The sequence below is a fragment of the Niallia sp. HCP3S3_B10 genome, from assembly GCF_052064465.1.
Lineage (GTDB): Bacteria > Bacillota > Bacilli > Bacillales > Cytobacillaceae > Niallia > Niallia hominis.
Map to the genome: position 1 here is coordinate 21,551 of NZ_JBQHVO010000044.1, position 24,812 is coordinate 46,362.

Here is a 24,812-nt window from a genome sequence, read left to right on the forward strand (position 1 = left end):
GTTTGTATCATTATTAATTAAAAGGCAATCTACTCGTAGAACAATATACGAGGTAGATTGTCTTTTTCCTGTATGAAAAAAAGGAATCCAATTTGAAATAACAAAAATATTGTCTTTCCTTAGATTCTTTTAGTAAAATAAGGAATGATTCGTTATGAAACTGGGGGGATTACATGCTATCGAAAGCAGAAAACTTTTATTTGGATAAAATAGAGCAATGGGAAAATGAATTAATCAACCAGCGACCAAATAAACTCTTTTATATTTATTCCGATTATATTAATGCCAGTTTATCCTATATTCCAGATATGCATAAACAAATAATATTACAATCACTTGATAACATCCTATTTCATCTTCATGCCATCTTATTTAATTCCACCTTTCAACGAAATACCGCACAAAAATTAATGCATCAGGCAAGAGTGCATAATGAATCCATCTTCACATTAAAAGACATGAAAAAATTAAATATTGACCAATTACATGCAATTGCAAATAAACAAATGGCAAATTATAGAATACTTGCTTCCGCTCAAGGAGCATTAGCATCGAAGCATACAGGATTTCTATTGGGAGATTTTCTTTCCATGGTTATTATCAATCTTCGCTCTGTACAGGTTCTAGCTTCAATATATGGGAGACCAGCAGATAGTCCGAATGAAATTATGACTACATTGAAAGTATTCTGTGCAGGATGCTTGCCATATCCTTACCGAGTGCAAGCTTGGGATGAATTAATGATTGAGCAGGAGAAGGAACAACATGTTTTCTTTTATAATGGAAACGATGAAATTGTCCAAGAAAAGATGTTGCATACGTTAATGACAGAGCTAATAAAGCTTTGTTTTCTTCAGTTTTATAAAGGGTCCCTTACCGGAGCTGTAATTGGGACTGCGGCAAACTATCGATTTACGAGAAATATTACAGAATTAGCACATCATTATTATCAAAAATGCTATTTATTAAGTAAACGGAAAGAGAATGGATAAATGGAGAAAGGAATAAACATGGAAGATTACTCATTAGATGAACTGGAACAGGAAAAAAGTAGACTTGAATACACAAAAAACTACATGAATATCGTCTTAAAAGAGGCTCAAATTAATCAAGGTGCATTACAGGAAACCGTAAGAGATGCTATTAGTAATGAAGAAGCTCTTGATAGTAGTTTAAGTTATATCAATTATTTAACAAACAGTAAGTTTTTACAGCTAGCAACAACAGAGTTAAATATTTTGAAACGGATTTTAGATGCACCATATTTTGCACGGATTGATTATCAAATGAAGGGCAAATCACAAAAAGATGTTTATTATTTAGGGAAGACCTCTTTGTACGAAAAAGATACGCAAAAACCAATTATAGTAGACTGGCGTTCCCCGATTGCGAATGTTTATTATGATGGACGTCTTGGAGAAGTTGCTTACGAAGTTAATGAAGAAACAATCGAAGGGGATTTATCCTTAAAAAGACAGTTTAAAATCGAAAAAGGAAAATTGCTTCATTTTCAGGATATTGACCTAACAACAACGGATGAGTTATTACAGCAATCACTTGCCGGAAAAGCTGATCAGCGTCTAACTGAAATTATATCCACTATCCAGGCAGAACAAAATGAAATCATTCGGGCGGATTTAAACCGGCCGATTATAGTGCAGGGAGCTGCAGGTAGTGGGAAAACGACTATTGCCTTACACCGAATATCTTACTTTATATATAACTATGCTCGATACTTTCAACCAGAGCAGCTAATGATTATTGCGCCAAATAATATGTTTATAGGATATATAGCAGAGGCATTGCCAGACTTAGGCGTAGAGAAGATACGCCAAACGACTTTTCTGGACTATGTCCTATTATGCATTGGGAAAAAAATGAAAGTAATCCAGTCCAATAAAAAACTTCTATCTTTTATTAATCATGAGAATAAACAAGAAGAAATGATCAAGTGGCTTTCTCGTTATAAAGGTTCTTTAGCTTATAAAAAAGTAATGGATAATTATCTGATTGATATTTGCAATGAAATGAGCCCAAAGCAAGAGTTCCGTGTGGAAAAATTCCCTTTATATGGGGCAAAAAAATTAGAACGATTATTTAAGAAGGAATATGATTACCTTCCCTTAATCAAACGGAAAGAGAAAATAAAGGGGATATTGCAAGCAGATTTAAAGCGGAAAAAGAAAGTGATTTTAAGTAAGCTAGAAGATAAATATGAAGATGCATTGGATCGTGCTTTACGGATTAAAGAGGATGATAAGCGAAAAGAGAGGGTAGTCTATTTTTTGGATACAAAGCAAGAACGATTAGCCAATGTCAAAAAAGAAGCTTCGACTGCCGTTAGAAACTATATGAAAACGATGCAGACAAATGATTTATATGGATACTATAGCCGATTATTTTCTGATAAGGAGCTCCTTCGAAAATATACAGAGGATGCCTTAACAGAAAGGCAATTGGATTATATGATTGCCTTTCAGCAGCGGATATTGAAGCAAAAGAAAGTAGAGATCGAGGATCTTGGGGCATTATTTTATTTGCAATATAAAATCTTTGGTATTGATAAAGAATATCGCGCTAAGAATATCGTGATAGATGAAGTACAGGATTATAGCGAATTTCAATTATATGCCCTAAAAGCAGGATTGGAGACTGATATGTTTACCCTCGTTGGAGATTTAGCACAAGGCATTCATTCGTATCGAGGGTTACAAAACTGGAATACACTGCAGCAAGCTGTATTTCCACGAGCTAATTATATGACCTTGCAAAAAAGCTATCGTACTACAATCGAAATTATGTTTTTGGCAAATGAAATTCTGCATTTACTAGATGAAGATTTACCAAAGGTGAAACCTGTTGTACGTCATGGAGAAAAACCAACTGTTCATTTGTATGAGCATAAAGAAGCTTTAGTAGATAAAATAGTTCAATTAGCAAAGGGTTTACAGGATGAAGATTTTCACTCTATTGCTATCATTGGCAAAACAGAAGCAGAGTGTAAGACTATATTCAAAGAAATGCAAAACAGAAAAATTCCAAATGTTCAATTCTTACGAGAAAATGAAGAGTTAGAAAAAAATTATTTGATCATTGTATCAAGCTATCTTTCAAAGGGATTAGAATTTGATGCAGTATTTCTTTTCACCCTAAGCGAGAGTTTTACACAAGAAGAAATAGATTTAAAGCTATTATATGTAGCAATGACAAGACCAATGCACCGACTTCATTTATTTACTAGGGAAAAATCAGATTTATTATTGGATAAAGTGGATGAGCAGCATTATACAGTAGAGATAAACAGATAGAATTAAAGGGAGGAAGGTATGAATAAACAAACACATATCAACGATCATTACTGGCAAGTGGGCTGTAAAGTGATAACGGTTAGTGATACAAGAACAACCGAAACCGATAAGAGTGGCAAACTGATGATTGAATTATTAGAACAAGATAATCACTCAATAGAAGACTACATTATTATTAATGATGATAAACAACGAATTCAACAGGAAATAGTTAAAGGAGTACAATCAGAGAAAATTGATTGTATCCTTCTCAACGGAGGTACGGGCATTTCTCCAAGAGATGTGACAGTTGAAGCGATAAAGCCACTTCTGACAAAAGAATTGTATGGATTTGGAGAACTTTTTCGCATGCTAAGCTACACAGAAGATATCGGCTCTAGTGCCATTTTATCAAGAGCAATTGCTGGTACCATCCATAATAAGGTCGTTTTTTCAACTCCCGGATCAACTGGGGCAGTACGCCTTGCGATGAAGAAGCTAGTTCTTCCAGAATTAAGCCATGTAGTAAGTGAATTGCATAAGTAATGGATGAGTAAGGTTAGCAACCTCTTATATAAGAGGTTGCTGACCTTTTTTTGTTTGAATAAAGATATATCTTTCATTGTAAATAAAAGTATCTATACTTCTAATGAGAAAATGTATAAATTCATGCATAAATTATAGACTTCGAGATAGAAGGATTTAAAATGATTTAGCTGTACAATGAGATAAATTAGGATGACAAAGAAATGGGTATGTATAAAAATGAAATAATTTATATTTTTATAAAAATTCTATTGAAATTATTAGAAAAAGTTGTTAAAGTGATACATATAGTTTTTGAATAAAAATATAAATAAATGAATATTTATTCGCATATAGGAGGAATTAGGTAATGGCAAATCCAAAAGTTGTTTTAGCATATTCAGGTGGATTAGATACATCTGTCGCAATAAAGTGGTTACAAGATCAAGGTTATGATGTAGTAGCTTGCTGCTTAGATGTTGGGGAAGGAAAAGATTTAAACTTTATTCAACAAAAAGCATTGTCAGTTGGGGCTGTTCAATCTTATGTAATTGATGCAAAAGAAGAATTCGCACAGGATTTTGCACTTACTGCTATGCAGGCACATACCCTTTATGAAGGGAAATATCCACTAGTTTCTGCATTATCAAGACCTTTAATATCGAAAAAATTAGTAGAAGTGGCCGAAAAGGAAAATGCTGTCGCAGTCGCACATGGATGTACGGGAAAAGGAAATGACCAAGTGCGTTTTGAAGTATCGATTCAAGCATTAAACCCAAATTTAAAAGTACTAGCCCCTGTTCGTGAATGGGGATGGTCTCGTGAAGAAGAAATTGCCTATGCAAAAGATAAAAATATTCCGATACCTGTTAACTTAGATAGTCCATTTTCTATTGACCAAAATCTATGGGGAAGAAGCAATGAATGTGGTATTCTAGAAGATCCTTGGGCTGCTCCTCCAGAAGAGGCATATGATTTAACGGTTAGTCTTGAAAATGCACCTAATCAAGCAGATGTTATTGAAATTGAATTTAAAGAAGGTGTTCCAGTTAGCATTGATGGCATCTCTTATTCCCTTTCTGAGCTAATCCTTCAGCTTAACAAAATTGCTGGAAAACATGGTGTTGGTAGAATAGATCATGTAGAAAATAGATTAGTAGGAATTAAATCTAGAGAAGTGTATGAATGTCCAGGTGCTTTGACACTTATTAAAGCACATAAAGAATTAGAGGATATCACACTTGTCAAAGAAGTAGCGCATTTTAAACCAGTAATTGAAAAGAAAATTACAGAAGTTATTTATGAAGGACTTTGGTTCTCTCCAATAACAAAAGCTTTACAAGCGTTCTTGCAAGAAACACAGAAAAATGTTACGGGAACTGTTCGTGTGAAATTATTTAAAGGACATGCGATAGTAGAAGGAAGAAAATCACCTAATTCTTTATATGATGAAAAACTTGCTACGTATACTTCAGACGATGAGTTTGATCATGCAGCAGCAGTAGGTTTCATTAAACTTTGGGGACTTCCAACAAAGGTTCAAAGCATTGTGGAAAATGGCAAGAAGGTGACTGTGTGAAGAAATTATGGGGAGGCAGATTTACAAAATCTGCGGAGGAATGGGTGGATGAATTTGGTGCCTCCATTTCCTTTGATCAAGAACTAGTATTAGAAGATATCGAAGGGAGCATAGCCCATGTGGCTATGCTCTCTAAAACAGGAATATTGCCTGTTGAAGATGCGGAAAAAATTAAAGATGGTTTGCTAACACTAAAAAAACAAGCAGAAAATGATGAATTAACGTTTTCTGTAAAACTAGAAGATATTCATCTTAATTTAGAAAGTCAGTTAACGGATTTAATTGGTCCTGTTGGTGGAAAGCTACATACTGGAAGAAGTAGAAATGACCAGGTAGCTACAGATATGCATCTTTATTTACGAAGACAAGTGAAATTAATCATTCAATTATTAAATGAATTGCAGGTTGCTCTTTTAGAAAAGGCAGAAAATCACATCGAAACAGTAATGCCTGGCTATACACATCTTCAACGTGCACAGCCTATTTCTTTTGCACATCATTTAATGGCGTATTTTTGGATGTTTGAAAGAGATAAACAAAGATATCAGGAAAATTTGGCAAGAATCAATCTGTCTCCACTAGGTGCAGGTGCTCTAGCAGGAACAACTTTTCCTATTGATCGTGTATATAGTGCTGATTTACTTGGATTTGATTCCATTTATGAAAATAGCATGGATGCAGTAAGTGATCGTGATTTTATCCTAGAATTTCTGTCAACTAGCTCTATTTTAATGATGCATCTTTCCCGTTTTAGTGAAGAAATTATCCTTTGGTCTTCTCAAGAATTTAAATTTATTGAATTGGACGATAGTTTTTCGACGGGAAGTAGTATCATGCCGCAAAAGAAAAATCCGGATATGGCCGAATTAATCAGAGGAAAAACGGGACGGGTTTATGGTAACTTAATGGGATTATTAACTGTACTGAAAGGACTACCTCTTTCCTATAATAAAGACATGCAGGAAGACAAAGAGGGAATGTTTGATACAGTAAAAACAGTTGTCGGCTCGTTGCGTATTTTTGCAGGGATGATTCAAACAATGAAGGTTAATGAACAAGGAATGGAAAAGGCAACAAAAAATGACTTTTCGAATGCAACGGAACTAGCTGATTATTTATCAGATAAAGGGATGCCATTTAGAGAAGCACATGAAGTAGTGGGAAAATTGGTTTTGTATTGTGTGAATAAAAATTGCTATTTACAGGATTTAAGTATAAATGAGTTAAAAGAGGCAAGCAGCTTATTTGAAGATGATATTTACCATGTCCTAAATCCAAGAACAGCAGTAGAAAGACGAAATAGTGCGGGAGGAACTGGATTTAAACAAATCGAGAAAGCAATCGAAAAGGCAAAGCTTTGCATTTTAGAAAAAGAAGAAGTGAAGTAATAATTTGTTTGCAAAGTGAAAAGAATATTCTATTTGAATGCAACTTTGCAATCGAATAGAATATTCCTTTTTACCGTTCGAAAGGATATGCATTTTAAAGGATATTTGACGTTTAGTGTAAATACCTGTGAGCTGAGCGATGGTGCCTCTTGCCACAATCCATTCCCTATAATAAGTATCCTTATCTTTTCTCTTGATTGCTGTATGCTAGAAAGGGGCCGTATAGCCCTGTGCATTTGCTATTATACTTAATTTTTCACTTAACTATTTCGCACAATTAGCACATCACAAGGTGCGTTTCTTGTTATTCCTTCCGAAACACTTCCAATGATAAATCTCTCAACTGCATTTAATCCAGTTGCTCCACAAACAATTAAATCTGCTTCGTATTTTTTTGCAACCTCTCGTGGAACTACTGCTCTTGGTGATCCGAATTCAATTGCTTTTACTACATGTTGTATTCCTTCAGCTGTTGCTTCGGTTACATATTTATCTAATAACTCATTTGCGAATTCATCTGATTTCGCTGCAATGGACTGATCATATGCAGCCACTGTTGCGAACGATCTTGTATCAATAACGTGAGCAATGACAAGCCTAGAGTTATTTTCTTTCGCGATTGAAATCGCTTTCTTCATTGCTTTGTCTGCTTCTTCTGAACCATCTACTGCCACAATAATGTTTTGATAGTTTACGTTCATAAGCGTTCACTCCTTTATTTAATCTACTTCTATTATATACCCATTTCATGCATAAGTTTAACTTTTCAATCAGATAATAGATAAGAAATTAAGGAAAGAAGGAATAGAAAATGGATAAACTAAACGGAAGTACCAACCATGATTTTCAATTTGATGAAAAAGGAAGAGAAGAAGTAACCGCACAAGTAATGGAATCCTATAATGATGGTGCTATTGATGCTTTCTTGGATCCTGAAAAGAAACAGAGTCGAAAGTGAACTTTCATAGTGAGTGAAAGAACAAATAGACTGAACAAATGGTGTTCAGTCTATTTTATTGCTAGGTGTAATTTCCTTCGATTAATCAGATTTAATGGAGCAGTAGAAATTGCACAGATTTAATCAAGGGTATGGATTCTATTATTAATAATATCTTGGGAATTGGTAAGGATGTTGATAAGTTGGCTGGGGAGGATAAGTGTGAGCTGGGTAATTGTCCCTTTGACTACTTCTGTTAATCGATGGACCGAGAATGGTTGTTTGATTAATAGGCGAGATAGTAGATTTCCATTTATTTACGTCCATGGAATAAGTATGAGCCATTATTTCGGGTGGTGTTAGACGAAGTAAATCAGAGCCAAAGATAGCTTCAGGTGTAGGTGCGTCAAATATAGCTAAAAGATGAGTATTATTTGTATTCGCTATCTCATAATGCCACCATCCTTGAGGAACATTCGCGACTTGACCTGCTGTAATTGTATAGTTTTGGATTTCCTTCGAAAATGGATTTAATAGCGACACCGTTGCAGAACCAGAAATACAATAAACGAGTTCAGCAGCATTTTGATGTACATGTGGTTCCACTACTATATCTTTACTTAAATAAATATCTAGTAATGATACATTTTCCAATGAATTTAATTGTTGCTCTCCTAAGACATTAATATAGTTGTAATTATCTCTTTTAAAAAAATTGCTCTTATTTACATCATAAGTAAATGATGTTTTTGGATCTGTATAATCCATATATTTCACCATTCTATTTACCCTTCTTCCCCTTAAAGTCTAGGTATTTTATGATGTATTTTTTAAATAAGTGCAAGTACCGCATCTAAATGGAGACAGATTATAGAAAATTCGTATGATAGAAGAGTAACGATGAAATAGAATGAAAGGTAAAGAAGGGTGTTCCATAAGGAAATAATTAGCTATTCCTTATGGAACATGAAGGTTTGTTATAGCTTATGAGATTACTTGAAGCTCTTTAGGAAATTTCGTTAATATTTCCACAACTTCTTTTGTAACGTAGACATCATCCTCAATTCGAACTCCTGCAACATTAGGAACGTAAATTCCAGGTTCAATTGTATAAACCATGCCTTCTTGTAGTAACAAGGGATTTGTTTCCGTTAAGGAAGGGAATTCATGAACACTAATACCTAATCCGTGACCTAAACGATGTGGGAAAAATTCTCCGTACCCTGCATTTCTAATTGTGTTACGTGCAACTTGGTCAATGGTTGCACATGAAACTCCAGCCTTAGATACTTCAATTGCGGCAAGCTGTGCTTTTAAAACTGTGTCATAGATGTCCTTTTGTTTTTCGCTAATATCTCCATATGCAACAGTTCTAGTAATGTCTGAACAGTAACCATCCACAACTACCCCTAAGTCAAATAAAACTAAATCCCCTTTTTTTATTTGAGTTTCTCCAGGATTACCGTGAGGAGAAGCACCATTTATACCGGTAAGTACCATAGTAGAAAAGGACATTTTGCCGATCCCCTTTTTCTTTAATTCATATTCAATACTTGCGAGAATCTCCATCTCTGATTTACCTTCCGCAATTTCATTACAGCCAACTTCTATAGCATAATCCGCCCATTTACAAGCTTCTTTTATTTTTGCTAGTTCATCAGCAGTTTTAATCATACGTAAGGTATTAATTTTTTCTTCGGCAGAAACATATGATTGGATAGTAGGGAAAGAAGTCTGCAGTGCGTGATATCTAGCAACATTCATATGATCCATCTCAAGAGCTACTTTATTTCTACTGCTTGTTCGAGCTTCAACCATAGTTTGAATGGTTTCCCAAGGATTGTCGGTATCACTATATCCGATGATGTCATGATCCCAACCAGCGTTTTTCGCATCATTTTTTTCCATAGAAGGACAAACCAATATGGGATCTTTTTCTGGGAACACAATCAAAGCCAATAATCTTTCATGTGGGTCACTATAAAATCCGCTAAAATAAAAAATATTATCTGTTGATGTGAGAAAAGTGAAATCAATTTCTTCTTGCTTCATCCAATTCGCTAAAGACTCTAATTTTTGTTCCAATTAAACCAACCTCCGTGTTTCTTAAAAAATATAGGATTCGTTATTCTTACGTTTTATCCGTAGGACTAGGTGAATGCATTCCTTATCTTATAAGAGTAACAACTAAAATCAAGCATGTAAATATTGAGCTTCCCTAAATTTTTTCAGATCGTTATGCTAATTATTGTTAGTATAATAATTTGCTGATTTTTAAATACTTTTTTAACCCTTGTCCGCATAGTATGGAAACAAGGAGGTTTTACGACTATGAATAAAAATAGATATTTATTATGTATCTTATTGTGTGGAGTCTTTTTATACTATGGCATGCCAAGACTTTCCCCATTTTCCGAAGGAGCAGAAGGAATATTCTCGATTACTTGGCTAGCCTTTGCCTTGATGGTGATAGCAGGAAATTTAACTGCATTACTATATACTCCCAAAAAATCAAGAATAGTGAAAAAATCATCTAAAAAAGTACAGAAAAAGAAAAAAATATATTATTATCAATAAAGTGAAAAAAGCTAGTATGGTGAACCTTCTACTAGCTTTTGCTTTTTATAATAATTGTTGATTAAAGTAAAATCTTTCAATCCACACCATCCCCCCTTTAACTTCCATATATGTTGGAATGTTTTATACCGATTAGTCGAGAAGTCATTGAATACCCTAGTAGTTCACTCTATAATAAAGATATGTAAGCTTTTCAATAGTTGAATGATAATAATTTCAGATAAATAGAAAAAAAGGTATTAAAATGTCTAGTGCAAGTCGTTCTCGTCTAGCCTAAACTTCAAGAAGTTTCCTTTCCTTATCAAAAGAACAGGACTTTTTAAAGGTTAGATTGGATGCAATGCGCTGTTCTTAAAAAGAGGGTGGTAATTTGGCTACAAAACATGAGCAAATATTAAACTATATTGATGAATTACAAGTAGGAGAGAAAATCTCTGTCCGTCAAATCGCAAAAGCATTGAATGTAAGCGAAGGTACTGCTTATCGAGCAATTAAAGAGGCAGAAAATAAAGGATATGTAAGTACAATTGAAAGAGTCGGTACGATTAGAATTGAACGGAAAAAGAAAGAGAATATTGAGAAATTAACATACGCTGAAGTAGTAAATATTGTCGATGGACAAGTTCTTGGCGGAAGAGCTGGTTTACATAAAACATTGAACCGTTTTGTTATCGGAGCGATGAAATTAGATGCAATGATGCGTTACACGGGTGCTGGTAATCTTTTGATTATTGGGAATCGAGTCCGTGCACAGGAGCATGTTTTAAAAGCAGGAGCAGCGGTTTTAATAACGGGCGGATTTGATACAGAGGATCATGTGAAAAGATTAGCAGATGAATTGCAGCTGCCCATTATTTCAACAAGCTATGATACATTTACTGTTGCAGCAATGATAAATCGAGCAATCTATGATCAGCTAATAAAAAAAGAGATTGTTTTAGTGGAAGACATTTTAACGCCACTTAAAGATACAATCTATTTAAAGACAACAGATAATGTTGCATTGTGGCATCAATATAATAAAGACACTTTGCATGGACGCTTTCCAGTAGTTGATCAAAGCTTTAAAGTGCAAGGAATGATTACTTCTAAGGATATTATCGGAAAATCGATGGATATGACTATTGATAAAGTCATGACAAAGCATCCAATGACTGTTAGTGGGAAAACAAGTGTTGCTTCTTGTTCTCATATGATGGTATGGGAAGGTATCGAAGTACTACCTGTTGTAGATGAAGCAAATAAGCTAGAAGGAATCATAAGTCGACAAGATGTATTAAAGGCATTGCAAATGAACCAAAGGCAGCCTCAAATCGGGGAAACAATTGATGATATTGTAACAAAGCATGTATTGTTGGCAAAAGGGAAAAATAAGGGGGAAACTACCTTTTCCTGTGAAGTGACACCGCAAATGACAAATCATTTAGGCACTATCTCATACGGGGTTTTTACAACAATTGTATCAGAAGCAGCGAATAGAATACTAAGAGGTTTTAAAAAAGGGGATTTAGTTGTAGAAAATATGACAATCTATTTTATCAAGCCTGTTCAAATGGATAGTGTTATTGAAATTTCCCCAAAAATTCTAGAAGTTGGACGAAAATTTGGGAAGGTAGATGTGGAAGTATTTAACCATGGGATCCTTGTAGGAAAAGCGATGATGATGTGTCAATTAATTGACCGTCATTAAGGAAGGGAGAAATAAATGAAACAGCAAATACTAGATGCAATTAAAGTGTTTGATACAATCATTATTCATAGACATGTACGTCCAGATCCTGATGCATATGGATCTCAAGGGGGATTAGCTGAAATCATTAAAGCCTCTTTTCCGGAAAAAAACGTGTACACCGTAGGGAAAGAAGAAATCTCATTAAACTTTCTTAGAAGATTAGATGAGATTGATGATAGTACATTTAAAGATGCTTTAGTCATTGTATGTGATACAGCTAATCAAGAAAGAGTTTGTGACCAGCGATATCAAACAGGTAAAATGCTGATTAAGATAGATCATCATCCAAATGATGATGCATATGGGGATATTGCTTGGGTAGAGACTACAGCTAGTTCAACTAGCGAGTTGATTTATGAGCTTTATTTGTTTGGAAAAGATCAAGGATTAAAGATGAGTGATGAAGCTGCTAGGCTTCTTTATGCTGGAATTGTTGGAGATACAGGGAGATTTCTATATCCTAGCACATCAGAAAAAACATTTCATTATGCTGGAGAATTAATCAAGTATTCGTTTTCGCGTACAGATATATATGACCAAATGTACGAACTTGACCCTTCTATTGTAAAGCTGAGTGGATTTGTGCTCCAGAATTTTAATGTTCATGAAAATGGTGTTGCAAGCATGATGATTAACAAGGAGATACTAGATCAATTTCATGCTACTCCAGCACAGGCTTCTTTACTTGTTAGCAGTCTTGGAAGTGTAAAAGGTTTAAAAGCATGGGCCTTTTTCATAGAGGAGTCTGATCAAATACGAGTAAGGCTGCGTTCGAAAGGACCAGTTATTAATGGTATTGCAAAAAAGTATAATGGTGGAGGGCATCCTTTAGCTTCAGGTGCAACAATATATCATTGGGATGAAGTAGGTACAGTAATAAGAGATTTAGAGGAAGTTTGTAAATAAATTTTACTAGTAAAGAGGTGCTGTCTCATTTTTATGGAGCAGCACCTTATTTCAAAAGCTAAGTAAGTGTCGTTTTTTAGTGAACTATCTTCATTTACTTCATGAACGGAACAATTCTTTGGTAAGGAAAGGTTGCTCCTTCTCGTGCTGCTTTTTAATCGGCAAAGGTAACACTTAATTCAACATGAACTGTTGTATAGATAATCAACTCTGTTACTTTAAATTTATAGCGCTTCTTATCAGATTCTACTACTTTGTTTTCGATTGATTTTTTCAGTAATGCCCGACTTTTATATACCATATCAAGGTCTTTGGCAATAATGGTCGATAAATCTTCTTTCATCGCATCTTCCATCTCAAGGGCATTGAATGGCTTAATGTCATATTTTTCTTTATCTGTATTGTTTATTTTTACAACAATGCTTTCAACTGTCAGCTTTTCCTCGGTTGTTTTGTTTTGTGCAGCAAACTCCTCTTGCCAAATTTTCTTCTCTCTTTCTAAATCTTCAATGGTAGCTTTTTGTGTTTTAATTTCTGAACTATATCTTTCCTGCCATACGCCAAAAATAAAGACAAAAATGCACCAACTGATTATCCCGCCGATTACCATCCCGGCAAAAAAACGCTGCACTGCCTGATTTTTATAATATGGTGGAATTCTCATTTTAAATATACTCCTGCGTTATCCATTTTATAATCGTTATTCCAGTATGCGCGCCACCAAAAGCAGAGACAATTAATAAGATTTGCTTAAATAAATCCTTTGTTCCGGCATCATAAATTCCTTTTTCAATTGTATCAATCGCATCAAATGTACCACCAATTGCGGTGACGATTGCCCAGATTTTTATGATTCCAGATACACGGATGATTTCTGTGATGAGTGGTTTTCCTGTTAGAAATGCGGCGAGACCGCCTAAAAGTGCTCCACCTAATATAACGCCTAATGCAATAAAGTAACTTTCAATGAAGGTAGGGAAGAATGGCTGTTGGTTCATATGTTTACCCTCTCTATCTTTTTTAGTTTTGTCCATTGCTAAAAAGACCGCAAAGTTATTAGCAAGGACTAAAGATTGTTTGTCGTATTCATCACGCTTATTAGCAACACTTTTGAAAAATGGTAAAACCGTTATCTAGTATTCTTCTATTCTTATTACTATGGACAAACTATCAGTTTTATGAGTGTTTTTAACAACTTCCTTTTATATGTTTTAAAGGGGGGATGTTTGCATCGTTTTTTGATTATAAATCGTATCCCATTTCCTATAAATGCAATGGGAATATTTCTAAATACTCGGAAAGCTCCATAAAGAGAACATATTTTCTTTTTTTGCTGTGAACAACTATAATGAAAGGAAAAAGGTTTATTTCCCCAAACATTTTTAAGGGGAAAATGATATTTTTAAAAATTATCCTAAAAGGACGGTAACCGAAGATTTTCGGTTGAAATTCGTTCTTTTTAAAGGAATGAGCATAATAATATATTTTCTGTTAATAGGAAATTGAAAAATTTACAAGAAAAGTGGTGAATTTATGTCTTTTGTACATCTTCAGGTTTCTAGCGCATATAGTCTTTTATCTAGTACTCTTTCGATAAAAGAGTTGGTCAGCAATGCTAAATTGCAAGGGTATCATTCCATTGCTTTAACCGATCGAAATGTTATGTATGGTGCAGCTTCTTTCTATAAAGAAGCATGGAAGCAAGGAATAAAACCGATTATTGGACTAACAGTAGATGTAATAAGTGAAAGGGAAAAGGAAAATGCATATCCATTAATCTTATTAGCTAGAAATAGTCTTGGGTTTAAAAATTTATTAAAAATTACCAGTGCCATTCAAACAAAGAATCCACAAGGAATTCCGGTGAAGTGGCTAAAGCATTATGCAAAGGGCTTGATAGCCATTTCCCCAGGATTCGAGGGAGAAATGGAACAAAGTATTCTGAAGGATGATATGGAATCGGCACGAAATACATTATTGTTATGGAAGACTATTTTTGAACGTGGCCAATGCTTCTTATCGATCCAAAGACATGGTTTATCCATAGAGGAAACGTTCAATGAACAATTAAGGAAATTAGCTATCGAAGAAGAAGTGAAGCTTGTAGCAACAAATAATGTACTTTACCTAAAGGAAGAGGATCATTTTGCTTATGAATGCTTAAAGGCAATTAAAAATTCGGAAAAGCTATCAGATTTAGAGCAAAATGAATGGAATTCCAATCAGCATTATTTAAAAAATAAAGAAGAAATGATAGAACTATTTCATGATGTTCCAGAGATTCTTGAGAATACTTGGAATGTAGGAGAATCTTGCCAGATAGAGATGAAAGGTATACTTGCTACCTTGCCTAAATATACTGTACCTACAGGGAAAAACGCACTAAGCTATTTGAAAGAATTATGTCTTGCTGGATTAAATGAAAGATATCCAGAGCCTACTCCAGAACATAGAGCGCGGTTAGAATATGAACTTGGTATAATTGGAAAAATGAATTATAGCGACTATTTTTTAATTGTTTGGGATTTTATGAAGTACGCACGAGAAAATGGTGTTTTAACAGGTCCAGGGAGAGGATCGGCCGCTGGGTCAATCGTTGCCTATGTTTTACATATTACAGATGTAGATCCTATTAAGTATCAATTGCTTTTTGAAAGGTTTCTAAATCCGGAGAGAATTTCCATGCCTGATATCGATATTGATTTTCCGGATAATAAGCGTGAAAAAGTTATTTCATACGTGAAAAATAAATATGGAGAACTTCATGTTGCACAGATTATTACCTTTGGGACATTGGCAGCTAAAGCTGCTTTGCGAGATGTTGGCAGAGCGTTTGGTCTTTCTGTAAAAGAGTTGGATGAACTTTCAAGGATGATTCCATCCAAGTTAGGAATCAATCTTAAACAAAGCTATCAAGAATCAACCAGATTGCAGCAATTTGTTGCATCATCTCCTCGTAATAAAAAACTATTTGATACCGCTTGTAAAATTGAAGGGCTTCCAAGGCATACTTCTACTCATGCTGCTGGCGTAGTGCTTAGTCAGCAACCGCTTGTGGAAATTATTCCGATTCAAAGTGGGCATGAAGATATATACTTAACACAGTATAGCATGGAATATTTAGAAGAACTTGGTTTATTAAAAATGGACTTTCTCGGATTAAGAAATCTTTCTTTCATGGAATCCATTCTTGAAATGATTTACAAAACAACGAAGAAAAAAATTGATATTAGAAAAATACCGATTGATGATTCAGCTGTGTTCAGTCTTCTAAGTAAAGGGGAGACAACTGGGATATTTCAGTTGGAGTCAGAAGGAATGCGCAATGTGTTAAAAAGGCTACAGCCAACTGATTTTGAAGACATAGTAGCCGTTAATGCGCTTTATCGTCCAGGACCTATGGAAAATATTCCTCATTACATCAATAGAAAACATGGCAAAGAGTCGATTAACTATTATCATCCTGATTTAGAAGAAATATTAAGCAGCACATATGGAGTAATTGTTTATCAAGAGCAAATAATGCAAATTGCTTCTAAAATGGCTGGTTTTTCGCTAGGAGAGGCAGATTTGTTAAGACGAGCTGTGAGCAAGAAACAAAAAGATATTTTAGAACAAGAAAAGATTCATTTTGTAAAAGGTGCGGAAAGAAAAGGATATCACGAGAAAACGGCGAATGAAATATATGAGTTAATAGTACGATTTGCTAATTATGGTTTTAATAGGAGCCATGCAGTGGCATATAGTATGATTGCTTATCAGCTTGCTTATTTAAAGGCTAATTATCCCCTATATTTTATGGCTTCGTTACTGACATCGTCTATTGGAAATACAGGGAAAATACTTCAATATATCCAAGAATTAAAACAAATGAATATCGAAGTGGCTCCGCCATCCATTAATAAAAGTAATTACTTTTTCCGAGTCGAAAAGAACAAAATTCGTTATAGTTTAGTTGCGATAAAAGGAATTGGCGGAAACGTAATGAAAGAAATAATAAAGGCAAGAAATCAGAAAAAATTTGAGGATTTATTTGATTTTTGTATTCGTGTTTCTCCAAAGACGATAAATAGAAAAGTGATGGAAATGCTAATCTATTCAGGAAGCTTTGATGAATTTGGCGTAGACCGGGCTACACTGCTTGCTACCGTTGATGTTGCCATTCAGCATGCACAATTAGTACATCCAGAGGATACAGACCAAAATGATTTGTTTAGTGACGACGATTTCTTTTTTAAGCCGAAATATGTAGAAGTGGAGCCACTTAAAGTCGAGGATAAATTAACTTTAGAAAAAGATGCATTGGGTTTTTACTTGTCAGACCACCCTGTATCTATTTATAAACAGTATCAGACTCCTTTACAAACTACTCCCATTAATGAGTTAGAAACAGGGAAGAAACAAAGATGTATTGTATATATTACAGAATTGAATGCAATACGTACAAAAAAAGGCGAACCGATGGCTTTTATACAGTTAAGCGATCAAAGTGGTGACATTCAAGGCGTTATTTTTCCACTTGTCTTTAAAAAATATCATGAACTGCTAAAAATAGGTGATACAGTCTATATGGAAGGGAAATGTGAAGACAGAAATGGAACGAAACAACTAGTTATTCAAATGGTTGAATCGATTGGAACGATAGTCCAATCACTTCCAAAAAAAAATCATAAGCTATTTATTAAAGTGATGAGTGAGAAAAAAATGATTAACCAAAAAGCAAAGCTTCTTACGATTATTAGGAAATATCCAGGAATCACACCTGTTATTATTCATTATGAAGAAACAGGAAAAAATATAATTTTGAGCGAAGAATATAAAATTTCTCCAAGTAAGGAATGTATCGAAGAATTAACTGCACTGCTTGGTACTAATCAAGTTGTCTTAGCCGAATAAAACTTTACAACTTTTCAAAGATAGTATATTGTTTAATAAGCTAACTGGTCAGACCACTTAGTGGAATTTTTTGGGGTTGGATTATTGTACTTATACTTTATTTATTTTCTAATTATATTTGCCCTATTATGGCAAGAAAGAAGTGAGTGATGACATAAGGTGAAAGAATCATCTTTAAAGGAATCCAAATTATATGTGGATATCGTCAATCATTTACGAGAAATGATTGATCAGAATGGTCTTAAGCCGGGGGACAAGCTTCCATCTGAACGGGTATTAAGTGAAACGCTAGGAGCTGGAAGATCGTCTATTAGGGAAGCCTTGAGGGCATTAGAGCTACTTGGACTTATTGAAACAAGAAAAGGGGAAGGAACCTTTCTTCGTGATTTCCAAGGTCATAAACTAGTAGAACTGATCAGTACATTTATCTTGCAGAATGATAAAGCAAAGAAAGATGTTTTGGAGACGAAGAATTATATTCAATTAAACGCTCTATATATTGCGATGGAAAAAATAACAGCAGATGAAATTGAATATTTAAAACAATGGGTGAAAGCGCAAGAACGATCAGAAAGTGAATTTTTCTTTCAGTTAATCAAAATAGCTGATAATTTTTTGGTCCATCGTTTATGGACAATTTTGAATGACTATTACCACTCCTTAACGATTCCTACAAAAAAATGGAGGAGGGAAGATTTCCTCCTTCTTTTAGATGCATTACATGATAAGGATCAAATGAAATTATGGGATGTGTATGGTAGTTACAATAACTTTAAATGAATAATGGTGCATGGAAATGACAGGAATCCGATTCAAATCTAAATTGTTACTTATGGGGAGGTTTCCATATTGATAAAGGGGATATTTTCGAAATCGAAAAAACTTAAATATGCTACATTGCCTTCAGAATTATCGAAAAATGAAGTTCCTGAAGGTATTATGACAAAATGTTCTAATTGTAAGAAAATAATGTATACACGTGAGCTACAGAAGAATTTAAAGGTTTGTTTGAATTGTGGGTATCATTTACCAATGAAAGCATATGAAAGAATGGATAGTATCCTTGATGAAGCAACTTTTATCGAACTAAATGAGGACATGAAAACAGGAAATCCGTTACATTTTCCTGGCTATGAGGATAAGATTGCTGGAGATATTAAGAAAACGAATATGAATGAAGCTGTTGTTACTGGCACTGGCGAAATAAATGGAAATAAAGTAGTAATAGCAGTAATGGATTCTTCTTTCCGAATGGGGAGTATGGGATCGGTAGTTGGAGAAAAAATAACGCTTGCTATTGAAAAGGCAGACGAGCTTTCAGTACCGTTTATCATTTTTACTGCTTCAGGTGGAGCAAGAATGCAAGAAGGCGTATTAAGTTTGATGCAAATGGCTAAAACGAGTACCGCATTAAAACGATTTAGTGATAACGGTGGTTTATATATAACGATTATGACACATCCAACGACAGGAGGAGTTTCTGCAAGTTTCGCCTCGCTTGGAGATTATAATTTTGCTGAACCAGGTGCATTAATTGGTTTTGCAGGACGTCGAATTATTGAGCAAACAATTGGAGAAGAACTTCCTGAGGATTTTCAAACAGCAGAGTTTTTACTAAAGCATGGTCAATTAGATGCAGTCATACCTAGATTAGAGTTAAAAGAAAAGCTTAGCTTAGTGCTGGAAATGCATCAAAATGGTGGTGATTTAGAGTGGTAGGATTAGATTTTGATAAGCCTATAAATGATTTGAAAGATAAAATTAAAGAGTTGAAAGATTTCTCGGAAAATGCAAATGTTGATTTAAGTACAGAAATTGAAAAATTGGAGCTTCGCTTAAAAAAACTTGAAAATGATATCTATGATAATATGAAGCCATGGGATAGGGTTCAGATTGCTAGACATCCAAATAGACCAACGACTCTAGATTATATCTCTCATTTATTTACAGATTTTATCGAGTTGCATGGCGATAGAGGATTTGGAGATGATGAGGCAATTGTAGGCGGAATTGCAAAATATAGAGGTTTGCCTGTAACAATTGTTGGTCATCAAAGAGGGAAGGATACAAAAGAAAATATCCGTAGGAATTTTGGAATGCCCCATCCAGAAGGATATCGAAAAGCGCTTCGTTTGATGAAGCAAGCGGATAAGTTCAATCGTCCCATTATTTGTTTTATTGACACAAAAGGTGCATATCCAGGTAAAGCTGCCGAAGAAAGAGGACAAAGTGAAGCCATTGCAAAAAATTTATTTGAAATGGCATCCATGCAAGTTCCAATTGTTTGTATCGTAATTGGGGAAGGTGGTAGTGGTGGAGCATTAGCTCTTGGTGTTGGTAACCATATCCATATGCTGGAGAATTCTACTTACTCGGTTATTACTCCTGAGGGTGCAGCATCTATTTTATGGAAAGATGCTGGACAGGCAAAACAAGCTGCCGAAAAAATGAAGATTACAGCTCCAGACTTAAAAGGATTAGGTATTATCGATTCGATTATAAGAGAAGTCAAAGGTGGAGCACATCATGATATAAAAGAACAAGCAGTGCAAATCGATGAGGTTTTATATGCATCTCTGAAAGAATTAAAAGCGATGACAAAGGAAGAACTTGTGAATCATCGTTATAATAAGTTTAAAAATATCGGAGCATATAAAAATAGTTAAAACGCTAATAACAAGCATTAAGACTGTAGACATAGATAAAAACTGTCTACAGTCTTTTTGATGAAACTATAGGAGTAACTATTTAGAATTTACGCTTTCAGTTGTATGTAGGGTAAAACTAGTGAATGCTAGACATAATTTTACAATAAACTAAGAAAACATATACATAAAAAAAAGTGAAATGTGTATGATAAAACTGTTTAAATGATTTTGTTCTTATGGTTTAAAGTGATAGAAATAGGGAAAGATCAAAAATACGTATTATTATAAAACGATTTCAATTTGCTGATTATTCCGTCTTTTATTTTTTTCATAGTTTAAGTTGAGATGCGCGATTCTTCATGATATGGTAGTATTGTTTAATGGAGAATTGGATACAAATATCGGGAATTAATAGAGGATAAACAATTTCTAGATTAATTTACAAAAGTTAGCATTACATAAAATTATATATGTAAATTTTGTGAAAAATGTTGCAGACAGATAATTTGTTATATAATAGTATATGTATGTTATGCTACATAATTTATTTGTTAAGAAATTATGAGGTGAGGAAATGACAGTTAAAAGAATTGGTGTATTAACAAGTGGCGGTGACGCACCTGGAATGAACGCTGCCGTTAGAGCAGTAGTTCGTAAAGCGATTTTTCATGGAGTAGAAGTATATGGAGTTATTGGTGGTTATGCGGGACTAATTAGCGGCAACTTCAGAAAGTTAGAAGTTGGTTCTGTTGGCGATATAATTCATCGTGGTGGAACATTCCTTTTTTCTGCACGTTGTGAAGAATTCAAAACAAAAGAAGGACAACAAAAAGGAATTGAGCAATTAAAAAAACATAATATTGATGGTCTTGTTGTTATTGGCGGAGACGGATCTTATATGGGTGCGAAGGCGCTTACAGAACAAGGTTATCCTTGTGTGGGCGTTCCTGGTACAATTGATAACGATATACCTGGAACAGAATTTACCATTGGCTTTGATACAGCACTAAACACAGTTATTGATGCAATTGATAAAATCCGTGATACTGCAACTTCTCATGAAAGAACATTTATTATTGAAGTTATGGGGAGAAATGCTGGCGATATCGCATTATGGGCTGGTTTAGCTGGTGGTGCTGAAACAATTCTTATCCCTGAAGAAGGCTTTAATTTAGAAGAGATTGTTGGCAGATTGAAAAAAGGGCAAGAACGCGGCAAAAAACATAGTATTCTTGTCGTTGCTGAGGGTGTTGCAAGTGGTGTTGAAATTGGTAAATTAATTGAAGAAAATACCGATTTCGATACACGTGTATCTGTGTTAGGTCATATGCAGCGTGGTGGTTCCCCTACTGCTCAAGACCGTGTATTAGCGAGCCGCCTAGGTGCTTATGCAGTTGAGCTTCTTGTAGAAGGTAAAGGTGGTCGAGCTGTAGGTATCGAGAAAAATCAACTTGTTGATTATGATATCATTGAAGCTTTAGCGCGTAAACATACGATTGATAGTAATTTATATCACTTATCAAAGGAATTATCTATTTAATAAATCGATAGGAATTTATGATTATCTCGTCTATTTAATTGTACAGATAACTCATAAATTCCTAAAATGCTGTGAAATTAGCTATTATTTTTTTACTATTATTTATCGGAGGTAATTATTAATGCGTAAAACAAAGATTGTATGTACTATTGGTCCTGCAAGTGAAAGCGTGGAAAAATTAACGCAATTAATGGAAGCTGGAATGAATGTTGCTCGCCTTAACTTTTCTCATGGAGATTTTGAAGAGCATGGTGCTAGAATAAAAAATATTCGTGAAGCAGCAGAGATTACTGGAAACAATATTGCGATTCTTTTAGATACGAAAGGTCCAGAAATCAGAACAAATAACATGAAAGACGGCGCAATTGAATTAGTTGCTGGAAATGATATCATCGTTTCTATGACAGAAGTGGAAGGTACTACAGAAAAGTTCTCTGTTACTTATGTAGGATTAATTGATGATGTTGAACCAGGTAGCAAAATTTTATTGGATGACGGCTTAATTGGTCTAGAAGTAACGAAAATAGATAAATCAGCTGGTGAAATACATACAAAAATCTTAAATTCAGGAACATTAAAAAACAAAAAAGGTGTTAACGTTCCTGGGGTAGCTGTAAAGCTTCCTGGTATGACTGAAAAAGATGCAAATGATATTCGTTTTGGTATTGAACAAGGAATTGATTTTATCGCAGCATCTTTTGTACGCCGTGCATCTGATGTTTTAGAAATTAAACAATTATTAGAAGATAACAACGCTTCTCATATCCATATTATTCCAAAGATTGAAAACCAAGAAGGTGTGGATAATATTGATGAAATTTTAGAGGTTTCTGATGGATTAATGGTTGCTCGTGGTGATTTAGGAGTAGAAATCCCTGCTGAGGAAGTACCATTAGTACAAAAATTATTAATTAAAAAATGTAATACTTTAGGAAAACCTGTTATTACTGCAACACAAATGTTAGATTCTATGCAACGTAATCCACGTCCTACTCGCGCAGAAGCAAGTGACGTAGCAAATGCAATCTTTGATGGCACAGATGCAATTATGCTATCAGGTGAAACAGCTGCAGGATCCTATCCAGTAGAAGCTGTACAAACAATGAATAATATTGCTTCAAGAGCAGAAGAAGCATTAAATTATAAAGAAATATTATCTAAACGCAGCAAAGATTCTGAGCATTCCATTACTGATTCAATCGGACAATCTGTTGCCCATACAGCATTAAATTTAGAAGTAAAAGCAGTAATTACACCAACTGGTAGCGGTCACACTGCAAGAATGATTTCTAAATACCGTCCAGAAGCTCCAATTGTCGCTGTGACATATGATGCAAGTATTCAAAGACAATTAGCGCTAGTTTGGGGAGTATATCCACGCCTAAGCCAAAAATCAGAATCAACAGATGAAATGCTAGATGTAGCAGTTCAAGAAGGTGTTAACAGCTCTATTGTTACACATGGTGATTTAGTAGTTATTACAGCAGGTCTTCCTGTTGGAGAAGCAGGTACAACAAACATCATGAAAATTCATGTAATTGGAGATGTACTTGCTAAAGGACAAGGAATTGGCCGTAAGACAGCATTTGGTAAAGCTGTAATCGCTACTAGTGCTAAAGAAGCACTAGATAAAGTTAAATTTGGTTCAATTCTTGTGACAAATGCAACGGATCGGGATATGGTACCTGCATTAGAAAAATGTAGTGCGGTAATTGTTGAAGAAGGCGGCTTAACAAGCCATGCAGCTGTTGTAGGTTTAAACATTGGGATTCCTGTTATCGTTGGAGTAGAAAACGCAACAAGTATCTTAAAAGATGGACTAGATATTACTGTTGATTCCCGTAGCGGTTATGTTTATAGCGGACATGCTAGCGTACTATAAAAAATGATTAAAAGAAGAATATCCTTGCTATAAGGCAAGGGATATTCTTCTTTTTTTAGTTAGAAAAGGTTAAGCTATATGATGATAGCCACGATAGTAGTTAGAAAGAAAAAGTAGTGTTCAAGGAAAGGAAGAAAGCTACATTGGCAACGGAAATGAAAAATAGCTTTTCATAATATTCACCGAAAAATGGAAACAGAGCACCTCCAAGCCCCCTCCGCCAAACCACCTATAAAAATAATGCTAATGATAAATTAAAAGATATTACCATAAATAAACAGTAGGACGAAAGGCGGTCTACTATCACCAGCAAAGGAATAAAGGTATAATATAAGTAGGTAGACAAGAGAAGGGCGGTGACAATTTTTGCGAAATTTTTTCATTAGCTTGCTACTATTGCCAATAATAGAGCTTATAATCTTTCTCTTAGCAGGGAATTTAATTGGAATACCAGAAACTTTATTTGTTGTAATAGGAACAGGAATTCTTGGAGCTATGTTATTAAAGAAACAGGGATTAAAGGCAATTCGTAATGTGCAGGTTCAATTAAATCAAGGAATCGTGCCTGGAGACGCTATACTAGATAGCTTTTGCGTTTTAATTGGGGGATTACTATTACTTTTCCCTGGATTCTTAACAGATATTGTAGGAGCTATTATGTTAATTCCTCCTACAAGAAGAAGCGTAAAGCTACTCTTAATGAGGGGCATACAAAGAAAGTTGCAAAAGAAAAATAGAGTAACAATTATTCAATAAGTATAGACAAAAAGGAATAAATAATGATATATAGTAATAAAGAAAGAGTCTGAACTTCTTACAAAAGAGGTACTGTCAATATTTTTGTGTAAATGACTTTTCAACTTCTCAAGGTAGATGATCACCTTCGTATTCAAATAGATTTGTTCGAAGTGTTGA

At 34.6% G+C, this 24,812-nt stretch carries 21 protein-coding genes; 16 read left to right on the forward strand and 5 right to left on the reverse strand.

What is annotated here, in order from left to right; translation table 11 throughout:
• Positions 1 to 173: 173 nt before the first annotated feature.
• The 5 genes from ACTNDN_RS17340 (at position 174) to argH (ending at position 6,779) form a co-directional block, all read left to right on the forward strand.
• Positions 174 to 992: an EcsC family protein gene (locus tag ACTNDN_RS17340; protein ID WP_441131617.1), complete on the forward strand. Its 819-nt coding sequence runs from the start codon at positions 174 to 176 to the stop codon at positions 990 to 992.
• Complete coding sequence (gene helD / locus ACTNDN_RS17345; RefSeq protein WP_441131618.1) at positions 993 to 3,308, forward strand: RNA polymerase recycling motor HelD; 2,316 nt, start codon at positions 993 to 995, stop codon at positions 3,306 to 3,308.
• A gap of 18 nt (positions 3,309 to 3,326) precedes the next feature.
• Positions 3,327 to 3,833, forward strand: coding sequence for a MogA/MoaB family molybdenum cofactor biosynthesis protein (locus tag ACTNDN_RS17350; RefSeq protein ID WP_441131619.1), 507 nt, complete (start codon positions 3,327 to 3,329; stop codon positions 3,831 to 3,833).
• A 349-nt stretch (positions 3,834 to 4,182) separates the two neighbouring features.
• Entirely contained in the window at positions 4,183 to 5,391 is a 1,209-nt protein-coding gene (locus tag ACTNDN_RS17355; RefSeq protein ID WP_031534933.1) for an argininosuccinate synthase, read from the forward strand.
• Complete coding sequence (argH, locus tag ACTNDN_RS17360; protein WP_284561501.1) at positions 5,388 to 6,779, forward strand: argininosuccinate lyase; 1,392 nt, start codon at positions 5,388 to 5,390, stop codon at positions 6,777 to 6,779. Before ACTNDN_RS17355 ends, argH begins: the two co-directional genes overlap by 4 nt.
• Positions 6,780 to 7,039: 260 nt before the next feature.
• On the opposite strand, the gene ACTNDN_RS17365 is transcribed toward argH, so the two are convergent.
• Positions 7,040 to 7,480 carry a universal stress protein gene (locus tag ACTNDN_RS17365; protein WP_031534929.1) on the reverse strand — a complete coding sequence of 147 codons (441 nt, stop codon included), beginning with the start codon at positions 7,478 to 7,480 and terminating at the stop codon, positions 7,040 to 7,042.
• Positions 7,481 to 7,590: 110 nt separating this feature from the next.
• On the opposite strand from ACTNDN_RS17365, the gene ACTNDN_RS17370 reads away from it, so the two are divergent.
• Positions 7,591 to 7,737: a hypothetical protein gene (locus ACTNDN_RS17370; protein WP_284561500.1), complete on the forward strand. Its 147-nt coding sequence runs from the start codon at positions 7,591 to 7,593 to the stop codon at positions 7,735 to 7,737.
• Positions 7,738 to 7,881: 144 nt separating this feature from the next.
• Here ACTNDN_RS17370 and ACTNDN_RS17375 read toward each other — a convergent pair whose 3' ends face one another.
• Complete coding sequence (locus ACTNDN_RS17375) at positions 7,882 to 8,496, reverse strand: cupin domain-containing protein (protein WP_284561499.1); 615 nt, start codon at positions 8,494 to 8,496, stop codon at positions 7,882 to 7,884.
• A gap of 204 nt (positions 8,497 to 8,700) precedes the next feature.
• The gene (locus tag ACTNDN_RS17380; protein WP_284561498.1) at positions 8,701 to 9,801 is read right to left on the reverse strand and encodes a M24 family metallopeptidase; all 1,101 of its coding nucleotides are present in this window, start codon (positions 9,799 to 9,801) and stop codon (positions 8,701 to 8,703) included.
• Positions 9,802 to 10,047: 246 nt separating this feature from the next.
• On the opposite strand from ACTNDN_RS17380, the gene ACTNDN_RS17385 reads away from it, so the two are divergent.
• The 3 genes from ACTNDN_RS17385 (at position 10,048) to ACTNDN_RS17395 (ending at position 12,931) form a co-directional block, all read left to right on the forward strand.
• Positions 10,048 to 10,293 carry a hypothetical protein gene (locus ACTNDN_RS17385; protein WP_284561497.1) on the forward strand — a complete coding sequence of 82 codons (246 nt, stop codon included), beginning with the start codon at positions 10,048 to 10,050 and terminating at the stop codon, positions 10,291 to 10,293.
• Between the two features lie 370 nt (positions 10,294 to 10,663).
• Positions 10,664 to 11,983, forward strand: a complete 1,320-nt coding sequence (locus tag ACTNDN_RS17390) for a CBS domain-containing protein (protein WP_031534921.1) — start codon at positions 10,664 to 10,666, stop codon at positions 11,981 to 11,983.
• Positions 11,984 to 11,998: 15 nt separating this feature from the next.
• A complete protein-coding gene (locus ACTNDN_RS17395) occupies positions 11,999 to 12,931 on the forward strand; it encodes a DHH family phosphoesterase (RefSeq protein ID WP_284561238.1) in 933 nt (310 codons plus the stop codon).
• A 154-nt stretch (positions 12,932 to 13,085) separates the two neighbouring features.
• Here ACTNDN_RS17395 and ytrI read toward each other — a convergent pair whose 3' ends face one another.
• Together ytrI and ACTNDN_RS17405 are read right to left on the reverse strand one after the other, a co-directional pair.
• The gene (gene ytrI, locus ACTNDN_RS17400; RefSeq protein ID WP_284561239.1) at positions 13,086 to 13,595 is read right to left on the reverse strand and encodes a sporulation membrane protein YtrI; all 510 of its coding nucleotides are present in this window, start codon (positions 13,593 to 13,595) and stop codon (positions 13,086 to 13,088) included.
• A gap of 1 nt (position 13,596) precedes the next feature.
• Complete coding sequence (locus ACTNDN_RS17405; protein ID WP_284561240.1) at positions 13,597 to 13,929, reverse strand: YtrH family sporulation protein; 333 nt, start codon at positions 13,927 to 13,929, stop codon at positions 13,597 to 13,599.
• A 535-nt stretch (positions 13,930 to 14,464) separates the two neighbouring features.
• Here ACTNDN_RS17405 and dnaE point away from each other — a divergent pair.
• From dnaE to ACTNDN_RS17440, 7 genes are all read left to right on the forward strand, one after another.
• Positions 14,465 to 17,827 (forward strand): DNA polymerase III subunit alpha, encoded by a 3,363-nt coding sequence (gene dnaE, locus ACTNDN_RS17410; RefSeq protein ID WP_441131620.1) that lies wholly within the window; start codon positions 14,465 to 14,467, stop codon positions 17,825 to 17,827.
• 159 nt (positions 17,828 to 17,986) lie between these two features.
• A complete protein-coding gene (locus ACTNDN_RS17415) occupies positions 17,987 to 18,607 on the forward strand; it encodes a FadR/GntR family transcriptional regulator (protein ID WP_441131621.1) in 621 nt (206 codons plus the stop codon).
• 69 nt (positions 18,608 to 18,676) lie between these two features.
• On the forward strand, positions 18,677 to 19,546 hold the full coding sequence (gene accD, locus ACTNDN_RS17420) for an acetyl-CoA carboxylase, carboxyltransferase subunit beta (protein ID WP_441131622.1): 870 nt from the start codon (positions 18,677 to 18,679) through the stop codon (positions 19,544 to 19,546).
• A complete protein-coding gene (gene accA, locus ACTNDN_RS17425; RefSeq protein ID WP_441131623.1) occupies positions 19,540 to 20,493 on the forward strand; it encodes an acetyl-CoA carboxylase carboxyl transferase subunit alpha in 954 nt (317 codons plus the stop codon). Before accD ends, accA begins: the two co-directional genes overlap by 7 nt.
• Positions 20,494 to 21,049: 556 nt before the next feature.
• Positions 21,050 to 22,015 carry a 6-phosphofructokinase gene (gene pfkA / locus ACTNDN_RS17430; protein WP_441131624.1) on the forward strand — a complete coding sequence of 322 codons (966 nt, stop codon included), beginning with the start codon at positions 21,050 to 21,052 and terminating at the stop codon, positions 22,013 to 22,015.
• Between the two features lie 121 nt (positions 22,016 to 22,136).
• Positions 22,137 to 23,897 (forward strand): pyruvate kinase, encoded by a 1,761-nt coding sequence (gene pyk, locus ACTNDN_RS17435; protein ID WP_441131625.1) that lies wholly within the window; start codon positions 22,137 to 22,139, stop codon positions 23,895 to 23,897.
• Between the two features lie 366 nt (positions 23,898 to 24,263).
• Positions 24,264 to 24,653: an FxsA family protein gene (locus ACTNDN_RS17440; protein ID WP_441131626.1), complete on the forward strand. Its 390-nt coding sequence runs from the start codon at positions 24,264 to 24,266 to the stop codon at positions 24,651 to 24,653.
• The last annotated feature ends 159 nt before the right edge of the window (positions 24,654 to 24,812 follow it).